This is a genomic window from Pantoea sp. IMH, from assembly GCF_000599885.1.
Taxonomy (GTDB): Bacteria; Pseudomonadota; Gammaproteobacteria; order Enterobacterales; family Enterobacteriaceae; genus Erwinia.
Window position 1 is genome coordinate 276,613 of sequence record NZ_JFGT01000002.1, and the last position, 10,037, is coordinate 286,649.

Annotated in this window: 8 protein-coding genes; 1 reads left to right on the forward strand and 7 read right to left on the reverse strand. The window is 55.7% G+C overall.

Annotated features, from left to right (window positions below):
* Positions 1-10: 10 nt before the first annotated feature.
* Both alkB and apbE read right to left on the reverse strand, forming a co-directional pair.
* On the reverse strand, positions 11-655 hold the full coding sequence (alkB, locus tag EA20_RS0101380; RefSeq protein WP_024965124.1) for a DNA oxidative demethylase AlkB: 645 nt from the start codon (positions 653-655) through the stop codon (positions 11-13).
* A gap of 27 nt (positions 656-682) precedes the next feature.
* Positions 683-1,723: an FAD:protein FMN transferase ApbE gene (gene apbE, locus EA20_RS0101385; protein ID WP_024965125.1), complete on the reverse strand. Its 1,041-nt coding sequence runs from the start codon at positions 1,721-1,723 to the stop codon at positions 683-685.
* 161 nt (positions 1,724-1,884) lie between these two features.
* Between apbE and EA20_RS21215 the strand changes: the two genes are divergently transcribed.
* Positions 1,885-2,007 carry a hypothetical protein gene (locus tag EA20_RS21215; RefSeq protein WP_255342863.1) on the forward strand — a complete coding sequence of 41 codons (123 nt, stop codon included), beginning with the start codon at positions 1,885-1,887 and terminating at the stop codon, positions 2,005-2,007.
* Positions 2,008-2,095: 88 nt separating this feature from the next.
* On the opposite strand, the gene ompC is transcribed toward EA20_RS21215, so the two are convergent.
* The 5 genes from ompC to EA20_RS0101410 form a co-directional block, all read right to left on the reverse strand.
* A complete protein-coding gene (gene ompC, locus EA20_RS0101390; RefSeq protein WP_024965126.1) occupies positions 2,096-3,214 on the reverse strand; it encodes a porin OmpC in 1,119 nt (372 codons plus the stop codon).
* Between the two features lie 581 nt (positions 3,215-3,795).
* Positions 3,796-4,965: an HlyD family efflux transporter periplasmic adaptor subunit gene (locus EA20_RS0101395; RefSeq protein ID WP_024965127.1), complete on the reverse strand. Its 1,170-nt coding sequence runs from the start codon at positions 4,963-4,965 to the stop codon at positions 3,796-3,798.
* Positions 4,962-7,115, reverse strand: a complete 2,154-nt coding sequence (locus tag EA20_RS0101400) for a type I secretion system permease/ATPase (RefSeq protein WP_024965128.1) — start codon at positions 7,113-7,115, stop codon at positions 4,962-4,964. The genes EA20_RS0101395 and EA20_RS0101400 overlap by 4 nt, the downstream gene beginning before the upstream one ends.
* Before the next feature lie 33 nt (positions 7,116-7,148).
* A complete protein-coding gene (locus EA20_RS0101405) occupies positions 7,149-8,501 on the reverse strand; it encodes a TolC family outer membrane protein (RefSeq protein ID WP_024965129.1) in 1,353 nt (450 codons plus the stop codon).
* Positions 8,502-8,574: 73 nt separating this feature from the next.
* Entirely contained in the window at positions 8,575-9,816 is a 1,242-nt protein-coding gene (locus EA20_RS0101410) for a hypothetical protein (protein WP_024965130.1), read from the reverse strand.
* Positions 9,817-10,037 lie beyond the last annotated feature (221 nt).

The window sequence follows — 10,037 nt, forward strand, 5'->3', positions numbered from 1 at the left end:
GTTCAATCCGTCAGCGAAAGGCGCGCCGGAAGGTCAGATTAAAGCGAAAGCCGCCGGTGCGCGGATGGATACCGGGCTTCAGCGGCAGAATGCCATGGTAGCGCAGCCGCGAAGGCCCGCCCCATACCACCACGTCACCATGTTCAAGCAGTACGCGCTGGGTCGCTTCACCGCGCTCAAAACCGCCAAACTGGAACACAGCGGGCAGACCCAGCGAAACAGAGACGATCGGCTGATTAAAATCTTCTTCATCCTTATCCTGATGAAGAGACAGTTTCGCACCTGGCTCATAGCGGTTAATCAGGCAGGCGTCCGGATGAAAACCGGTAAAACCCGCTTCCTGCGCACAGGCCACGGCCAGCGACCGGAAACGGTCAGGCATCGGCGGCCAGCGTCTGCCGGTCACGCTGTCCCGCCCGCTATACTGGTAGCCTCTGGCATCCGTGGACCAGCCGAAATCGCCGCAGTTGGTCATGGCAACGGACATACGGTGACCACCGGGCGTAATACGGTGATAAAACGGATTCTGCGACGCAATCGCTTCCACCAGCGTCATTAATTCATCCGCCTCGTCCCTTACACGACGACGCAGGATCACCGCACCTTCTGCCAGCGGTTCTGACCAGGGGGCTTCTTCACTAAACAGATCGAGCATAATGGCTCCTGAAGGCAGTACCCTGCCCTATTGCTGTTGAATAAAAGCTTTAAACTGTGGTGACATCCAGCTGGTAAAACCGTCGTTCTCTTTCATTATGAGATAGACCGCCAGCTTTTCACGCAGCGCCAGCGCTTTGGCTTTTTCTTCGCCCAGCACCATCAGTCCGGTATCCCAGCCGTCCGCTTCCAGCGCCGTGGTGGCAATCACCGTGGCGGAGACCAGCCGGTGCTGAATCGGCCGTCCGGTTGCCGGATCGATAACGTGAGAGATGCGCTTGCCGTCAAGTTCATAATAGTTGCGATAGCTGCCGGAAGTGCTGATTCCGTGTCCCTGAAGATCGACCACCGCCTGCACCGCGTTTTCCTTGTCTGTGGGCTTCTGAATAGCCACCTTCCAGGGCTGTCCACTGGCGTTTTGCCCGCGCGTCAGCACGGCGCCGCCAACGGAGACCAGATAACTTTTGATGCCCTCTTTTTCCATCAGCCTCGCCAGATGATCGGTGGCAAACCCTTCTCCCATGGTCGAGAGGTCAACGTAGAGACTGGGCAAATCTTTTTGCATCCAGGCGCGCTCTCCCCGTTCCGTCACCCAGAGATGACGATAGCCGGTCAGCGCTTTGGCGGCATCAATCTCGCCCTGAGTGGGGGTTTTTACCGGCTGCCTGTTGGGGCCAAATCCCCACAGGTTGACCAGCGGGCCGACGGTGATATCCATTGCACCGTCGGTCTTTCTGGCGATGCGCAGCGACAGAGTGACGATATCGGCCATATTGTCGCTAATCGGCTGCGGCTCCGTTCCCTGATACTGATTGAAGCGGGAGAGTACCGAATCGGATTTCCAGGTGGACAGCTCTTTATCATCTGCATCAAGCTGCGTCTGGATCGCGTTTTGCAGACTTTCCTTACGTTCTGGCGCCACGCCGGCGAGGCTGACCCTCCAGAATGTTCCCATTGTGCGTCCTTCCAGCACCAGCGCGGCATCACGCGGACTCTGGTTATGATTGTCACAGCCCATCAGGGTAATAAATGCTGCCAAATTAACGCAGTACAGCAAAATCTTCTTCATTAGAGCCACTTCACCTGTAATAAATATTGGTCCGGAAACGCGCTTTTTTACCATTTTTCAGCGCATAAGGGCGCTTGATCTTACCTGCAACACTCACCAGGATGTCACTATTCGCACCTCACTGAGAGGCCGCCTTCCCCTAAATTTGCAGGAGATTGAGCATGATCTACTACTTGCTGGTTGCCGTATGTATCGGGCTGATTATCTTTTCAGGCTATAAGCATTACAAGCACACTCACACCCGACAGCTCTATCGTCCACATCGTCGACAGTCTTCAAGGTAGAAAAGGATAAGACCAAAGGCTCGCGGGAAGGGAAGCAGGAGAGGAAGAGAAACAGGGGAGCGCAGCGGCGCGGCGCTCCCGGCGTGGATTAGAACTGGTAAACCAGACCCAGCGCCACAACGTCATCGGTGTTGATACCGGTCGCGTTGGTGAAGTTGTTGTCATCCATCAGGTTAATCTGGTAGTCCACATAGGTGGACATGTTTTTATTGAAGTAGTAAGTCGCGCCTACATCGATATATTTTTTCAGGTTCTGAGAACCGTAACCTTCGATATCGCTGCCGCGTGAGCTGACAAAGGCCAGAGACGGACGCAGGCCGAAGTCAAACTGATACTGCGCCACCACTTCCCAGTTATCTGCCTTGTTGGCATAGCCGTATGCGGTCGCATCGCTATCACCGAAGCGCGTTGCGTTGTAAGAACGGGTATACATCGCCGCCAGATAGATGTTATTCGCGTCATATTTCAGGCCGCCCGTATAGGCAGAAGCCTTGTCGCCACGTCCGAGAATATCCGCAGAGCCAGGCGTACCGGCGTTCTGACGGTTGGTACGATCGGATTCAAACATGGCCGCACCGATACCAAAACCGGAACCCAGATCGTAAGTGGTCGCCAGACCCCAGCCGTCGCCATTCTCGCCCAGCACATCACGGCCAGAGGCGGATTCGGTTGGATTATCATTTTTGCCCTGGTACTGCACGGCAAAGTTCAGCCCGTCAACCAGACCAAAGAAGTTGTTGTTACGGTAAGTCGCCATACCGTTACCACGCTGGAACATAAAGTTATCCGCGCCGTAGGTATCGCCACCGAACTCAGGCAGCACGTCGGTCCACGCACCGATGTCGTAAGCCACGCCGTAGTTACGGCCATAATCGAATGAGCCCGCATCGCCAAACTTGATACCGGCAAAGCCCACGCGGGTGAAGCTGTCGGCGGTGCCTTCCTCTTCAGAGTTATTCAGCGCGGCCTGATACTCCCACTGACCGTAGCCGGTCAGCTCATTGCTGATCTGGGTTTCGCCTTTAAAGCCAAAACGGACGTAAGACTTGTCACCGTCTGAGCCGTCGTTATCGGAAAAATAGTGCAGGCCGTCGAGTTTGCCAAAGAGGTCAAGTTTATTGCCATCTTTGTTATAGATTTCCGCTGCGCCTGCGGAACCGGCGATCAGCATCGCGGGCACCAGTAAGGATAGAAGACGAAGTTTCATGTTATTACCCTCTAATTATGTTTTATATGCCACTGCTTTTGAATGTCGAATATTCACTCAGCAACTCCATACTAGTGCGCGGCGGGTAATAATCTATAAAGAAAATGATACTAAATTTCCGAATATGTTTCAGGATGAAAAATAGACTTAGGTAAATGTAACTTACGGGGAACTTTTGGACAGCACGCAGAGATAAAAATTATCGCACTAAATGTCAAAATTATCAAAAAATGCTTATTTTCATCAAGTTAAGTAAATATAAAAACCCTGAGCACTCAATGATAAAAAAAACGGGTCATCTGAGAATATAATCACTCCCGCTATCATCATTTTATTTCATTATTACCTTCATTCATCCTGAATGATCCGTTTTATCCCTATTTCCCGCCGGACCTTGTGTTCGGCTTTTTTTTTTTCGCTATTCGCTGCACTTATACCGCAGGTAAAGGCGGCCACCCCGATCTGATCTTCACCGCTAAGCTTATTCCGGCAGCAATAAGCACTATTTGCTAAAAAATAACGCTAAATAACCACGATTACTTTCGCAGGTAATTAGCGTCATTCGCAGACGGCTTTGATTCTTAACGCTCACGCAGCGACTCTTTCACTTTGTTTAGCGGCTTGATCAGATAATCCATCACCGATTTCTGTCCGGTTTTGATCTCCACATTCGCCACCATGCCCGGCACAATGGGGAATTTCCTGCCCGCTTTATTGCTCAGCTCCGCCTTTTCGGTGCGGACATAAACGCGATAATAATACTGGTCGCGCTTCACCTCATCCTGAAGCGTATCCGGTGAAACTGTCTCCACCTGACCTTCAAGATCCCCATAAATCGAGGAGTCATAAGCCGTGACTTTTACCGTCGCGGGCAGGCCAGGCCGTATATAGGCGATATCGCGGGGATTAATCCGGGTTTCAATCAGCAGCTGATCCTCAAGCGGGACAATTTCCATCAGTTTGCCGCCCGGCTGCACTACGCCGCCTACCGTATTCACCTGCACATCCTTGACGATACCCCGCACCGGCGAGTAGAGCGTGGCGCGGGTTAACTGATCTTCTTTTCCGGTCATTACCTGAAGCTGCGCGTCCAGATCGGCATTATTTTTGACCTGTTCTTCACGCGCCCTGACCGCATAGGCATTTAACGCCTCGTCAATTTTCCCGCGAAGCTCGCTGACCTGACGACGAAGCCTGATCACTTCCACTTCTCCCGCCGCGCCTTTCGCAACCAGCGGCTGAGTCATACGCAGCTCATCCTGAACCAGCTTCATCGACTGTTTGAGATTACTCACCGTTTCACTCAGATTACGCCGTCGCGACTCGTAAAGCTGCGTCTCTCTGGCGACCAGTTCAGGCTCTTTGAGCGTTTCGGCACTGAATTTCAGCGGTGCGCCGGTCAGCTCAGCCCGTAACCGCTCCGCCGAGGCGCGCAGCGTACGCGCCCGCGCGGCCGCCTCGCCAAAGCTGGACTGGAAACGGGTAGGATCCAGCCTGGCCAGAACCTGCCCTTTTTCGATAATGTCGCCTTCATGAACGTTCAGCTCATTGACTATTCCGCCGTCGAGACTTTCAATCACCTGAGCGTGGCTTAGCGGCGTAACTTTTCCCGTGCCAACGGTCACCTCATCGAGGATGGCGAAATGCGCCCAGACAAAAAACAGGATCAGGGCGGCCGTACAGAGCCAGATGATCGCCGAGGTACGGCGCTCATTCTTCTTCAGGCTGCGGTCGATCAGTAACAGGCTCATGCTGCATCTCCCCGCGCCGCGTTCTGCTTCGCCGTCTGCGCCGTCGCGGACTTGAGGATTTCATCACGTGCGCCGTCAGCGATGATCCGGCCATTGTCCATCACCACGATCCTGTCCACCAGCTTAAGCAGTGCTGGCCGGTGAGTAACCAGTACCAGCGTACGGCCAGTGAGCCAGCCCTGCATTTGCCGGATAACGTGCTGTTCAAGCTGCTCATCCATTGAGGCGGTCGGTTCATCCATCAGCACGACCTGCGGCTGGCGCAGCATCATCCGGCTGAGCATCACCATCTGCCGTTGCCCGCCGGATAATCCCCTGCCGCCTTCGTTAATGATGCGATCGAGGCTGGCGGCGTCCTGCTGAACGAGGCTGAGCGCGCCGCTGACGCGCAGCGCCTCTAGCATCTCCTGTTCACTGGCATGCGGATTACCCAGCATCAGGTTTTGCCGCAGCGTGCCAAAGAAGAGGCGCGAGTCCTGGGAGAGCCACCCCAGCTGGCGGCGCAGGTCAACCGGGTCGATGCGGCGCATATCGACCCCGTCGACGATAACTTTCCCCTGGGTCGGCAATGCCTGACCGGCCAGCAGCCGCAGCAGCGTTGATTTGCCGGCGCCAACCTTGCCGAGAATGGCGATACGCTCACCGGGTTTGATTTGCAGCTGGCCGACGGTAATCACGTTTTTTACGTTCTCTTCATCGTAGCTGTACTGCACCCCTCTCAGATCGTAATGGCCCGTCAGCGTCGGACAGTGTGCCATCTCGCCTTCCTCAGGCTGATCGAGCGGCTTCTTCAGCAGTTCGTCAAGTCCGGTCATGGCGCTTTTCGCATGCTGCCAGCGCGAAAAGACCATGGTCAGCTGCATCAGCGGCGCAAGCGTCCGCGAGGAGAGCAGGCTGCTGGCCACCAGCGTACCGGTAGTGATATCACCGTTCAGTACCAGATAGACGCCGAAAACCAGCATGCCCGCATAGGTCAGCTGCTGGACGGTGGAGGCCCAGCCCGTCAGCCTGGCGCCCCAGAGACGCTGCTGCATGCCGATGGTGGCGCTGACTTCATGCGTCTGCTCCCACTGCCGCTGAAAATAGGGCTCCGCCTGCAGGGATTTGATATCCTCAATCCCCTCAATCGTTTCCACCAGCACCGCATTACGCAGCGCCCCTTCGCGCAGTCCTTCTTTCGCCAGCTTCGCCATGGGGATTTGCACCAGCAGGCCAGGGATGACGATAAGCGGGATCGCCAGCAGCGGAATAATCACCAGCGGTCCGCCGATAAACGCCATGATAAAGAGAAACAGAATGACAAAGGGCATATCTGCCGCCGCGCCCACGGTGGTCGACGTCAGAAGCTCCCGGACCTGATCGATTTCGCGAAGCTGTGAGATAAAGGAACCGGTCGATTTCGGCCGCGCTTCATTGCGGATATTCATGGCGCGGGCAAACAGCATTGAGGAGACGTTCAGATCGATACGTTTTCCCATCATATCGGAGACCTGAGTACGCATCAGGCGGATAAGGTATTCGATAGCCGCCGCGATCAGCACGCCGACAAACAGCACCCATAGCGTGGATTCAGACTGGGCGGGGATCACCCGGTCGTAAATCTGCATGGAAAAGAGAATGCCCGCCAGCGCCAGCACGTTGCCGACCACCGAGGCGAGCGAAATCTCCATGATCCGCCGTCCCATGCCGCGAAAGTTATGCCAGAACCAGTGTTTTTTATAAGGCTGCACAAACTCATCAATACGCGCATCGCGTCCGCGCGCCGCCACGCCAATAATACCGACCTCTTCCTGGCTCTGCGCCAGCAGCGGAGCCAGATCGCTCTCGCGTACCACGTCGCCGCCGTCGCTCAGCCAGTAGCGGGCATGGTTGTCGGCGTCAATCGCTTCCACCACCACCACGCTGCCGTTTTCCATCAGCAGCACCACCGGCGTCACTTCCTGACGCCAGCGGATCTTGTTTCGCGGCACCATCATCAGATGAAGCCCCAGCAGACCGGCTAAACGGTCAAGCTGTTTATCGGCGGGCAAATGTTCAAACCAGCGCATCTGCTGGCGAAGCGTGGCGCCATCCGCCGGTTTGCCAAAACGCGCCGCCACACGAAGCATTGCATCGATCCAGTTTTTGGTACTTGCCGTTTTTTTTGTCATCGTACTGCCTTATGCTGTTTTCTTACGCCGCCGTCAGAGCGAAGGCAGAGTCTCGCCCGCCGTGGCCTGGCGATCGATGCCCATAATGTCCAGTAAATTGTCCACCGCGGCGGCATAGCGAACGGTGGCGTCCCAGCCGTCATACAGCGCCATCAGGCGGCTGCTGTCAGCCTGAAAGACATCCTGCTCCACGCTCAGTAAGTCGTTGAGGCTGCGCTTATTTAATTTGTATTCATCCGCATAGACCGATCGGGTATGCACGGCGCTGTTAAACTGCTGTTCCCCCGCCGTCTGCCGCTGCTGGGCGCCGATCATATCAGCGTAGGCGGTTGAAGCTTGCTGGTTGATATCCAGTTTTGATTGCTGAATAGCAGCCACCGCCGCTTCACGATCGCCTTCCGCCGCCCGGGTTCTCGCATTCACCAGTCCGCCCTGATAGAGCGGCGCTTCCACCCGCAGCTGAAGCTCATCATCCCAGTAAGAGCGGCTGCTGTTCTCATAACGCGTCCGTCCCGCTTCTACCCGGATGGTGGGCCAGTGGTTGGACTGCGCCTGACGAACCCGCTCCAGCGCCGCTTCCTGCTTTGCCTGAGCGCTGCGCACCGCCGAGCTGTTTTCATAGGCGATCTTGTCCAGCGTGATTTGCTGATTGAGCAGAGATTCAGGCAACTCAGGGAGTTCATCTGAGACAACGCCCGTCAGTACGGTCAGCTGGGCCTGTGCGGAGCGCGCCTGGGCGCGATACTGCTCAAGCGTGGCGCGCATCCCCGCGATTCGGGTTTGCGCCTGCAATACGTCGGAGTCGGAACTCAGCCCGGCATCGGCGCGTAGTCTGGCAATATCCCGCACCCGCTCAAGCGAGGCGAGATTTGCATGGGAAGCCTCCACCAGCGAGCGATAGCGTTTCACTTCGAGATAGGCCCGTAAGGTGTCCTGCGCCACGGTGGTCATGGTGGCGAAGAGCGAGTAGCGGTAGGCTTCCGAAAGTTTATGTTGTTCGTCAATGGCGCTGCCGGTCCGGCCAAAATCGTAGAGGAGCTGGCTGAGCGTGATACCGCCTGAGCCATTGTTATCGAGGCTGCCGGAAGAGTCGGTCTGATGAGATCGTCCCCCGGAAGCCTGAAGGGAGATCTGGGGATACCAGGCGCTTTTAGCCGCATCCAGATCGGCCACGCCGACGCGGATCTGCGCCGCCGCTTCGGAAATCTTAGGGTTACGTGCGAAGGCGCGTAATATGGCATCGCGCAGGGTTAAGGTTGCTATCTGCTCCTCGCCAGGCGCCGCCCGCCAGTTAAATTCGGCTTTTGGTTCTTTCGCTGCCAGCGCGTTCTGTCCCACCACGCCGCACAATGCCGTGAAGCAGAGGGAAACCCACACTTTTTTCATTCAAACACCACTGTTTCCATCATCGGTTTGCTCTGTTAACGCGGGGCGGCGTCCACCGCCCCGGTCATCCATGTCAGGTTGTCTGTACCTGTAAGTTGTGCTGCGCCAGCAAATCCGCCAGCGTATTGTCCTGGCTGGCATAACCATAAGCATAGTTATCTTCAGGCTCACCTGCCGGTGCCCGGATTGCCGTTTCGTTCCAGACACCGCCATCCACCGTGCTCAGGCTGATAAGCTGACCATCTGCCGTAGTCAGAGACTCACTGTTGACCTCAGCCAGCGCTGCGCTGCCTTTGCTCTCCGCGCTGGCGCTAAGCGAAGCTTCCTCCGTCATCTCCTCTGCATTCAGGCCCAGCAGAGATAAATCCAGCTCGCTGACGCCTTCCGCTAACCTGAAGCTGTTGGCGAGGGTGGGGTCCAGATGAATTTCCACCTGTTCCATCACCTCATATGAATTTCCTGCGATATCGGCAACGGTGAAAAGCATCATGTTATAGCCGTCCGTCGTGGCGAGATCGCCCTGGGCCACTTTTACACTCCAGGTACCATCCTCAGCGACAGTAAAGTCATAAAGAGGATAGTCGTAGGGGTTGAGCGTGGCGGCGATAATCGGGAAATCCCCCAGCAGCGTACCGGAAAGCGTGATGTAATCGATGCCGTTCTCTGTAGAGACATCATTCTGCGTGACCTCATTCACGATGAACTGCGGCTCGCTGCCGGGGTGCGTAATCATCCAGAGATCGCGGGAAGCAACGACCGTATTGCCGTTCGCATCCTGTGCCGAAAAGGTCAGGGTATGCTTGCCGTCCGCAATAGCTTCCACGTCGGTCGAGTCCAGAAATAGCTCCCAGTTGCCCGCGTTATCCGTCACCATCCCGGTAAAGGTTTTCCCATCCAGCGTCAGGTCGATCAGGGTGCCTGCCGCCAGCTGGCTGGATTTGCCGTGGATTTCCAGCCCATATATCGCCTCACGCATATTGAGTTTGTCATCGCCAGAAAGCGCACTCACGCACAGCGCAGGCCCAGCAGTAGTGACACTGGACTGGGTGAAAAGCGTGCCGCTCTGTTCAGCGATGGCGGTGGCAGCAAACTGAACAGCATTGCTGTCGCTGGGCAGCACTTCTCCCACAGACGCCAGGCTCTGACCTTCGCCCTGCTGCTGATACGCTGCTACCTGCACCAGATTGTCCGTCAGCCCGACGGTGACAGGCTGGCTATTAAGTCCCGTCTGCACGGAGGCAGACTGTGAGTGATCTAGCGGTTTACCGCTTGCCCGTGTTGCGTTATCAAGATAGCTCAGATTTGAGTCTGCCATTGTCATCCCCTTATGCACCGGATAGAAATCAATTGACGCCGAAAAAGGAAAGCACAGCTTTACCTTTTACAATCGTCCGTTAGCCAGCGCCGGAGCGGCATTCGAGCCTGAACCGGTGACAATGGATTAAAAAATAATCCACAGCAAAGATAATGGGTTAAGAAAAATCCAGTAAATAAACGGCAGAAGCCAGGCAGTGATAAAAACCATAACGGGCAAAA

Bases quoted from the DNA above. Each gene is read 5' to 3' on its own strand.
- alkB (WP_024965124.1), bottom strand. From the start codon at position 655: ATGCTCGATCTGTTTAGTGAAGAAGCCCCCTGGTCAGAACCGCTGGCA.
- apbE (WP_024965125.1), bottom strand. From the start codon at position 1,723: ATGAAGAAGATTTTGCTGTACTGCGTTAATTTGGCAGCATTTATTACC.
- EA20_RS0101395 (WP_024965127.1), bottom strand. From the start codon at position 4,965: ATGAGCCTGTTACTGATCGACCGCAGCCTGAAGAAGAATGAGCGCCGT.
- EA20_RS0101405 (WP_024965129.1), bottom strand. From the start codon at position 8,501: ATGAAAAAAGTGTGGGTTTCCCTCTGCTTCACGGCATTGTGCGGCGTG.
- EA20_RS21215 (WP_255342863.1), top strand. From the start codon at position 1,885: ATGATCTACTACTTGCTGGTTGCCGTATGTATCGGGCTGATTATCTTT.
- EA20_RS0101410 (WP_024965130.1), bottom strand. From the start codon at position 9,816: ATGGCAGACTCAAATCTGAGCTATCTTGATAACGCAACACGGGCAAGC.
- ompC (WP_024965126.1), bottom strand. From the start codon at position 3,214: ATGAAACTTCGTCTTCTATCCTTACTGGTGCCCGCGATGCTGATCGCC.
- EA20_RS0101400 (WP_024965128.1), bottom strand. From the start codon at position 7,115: ATGACAAAAAAAACGGCAAGTACCAAAAACTGGATCGATGCAATGCTT.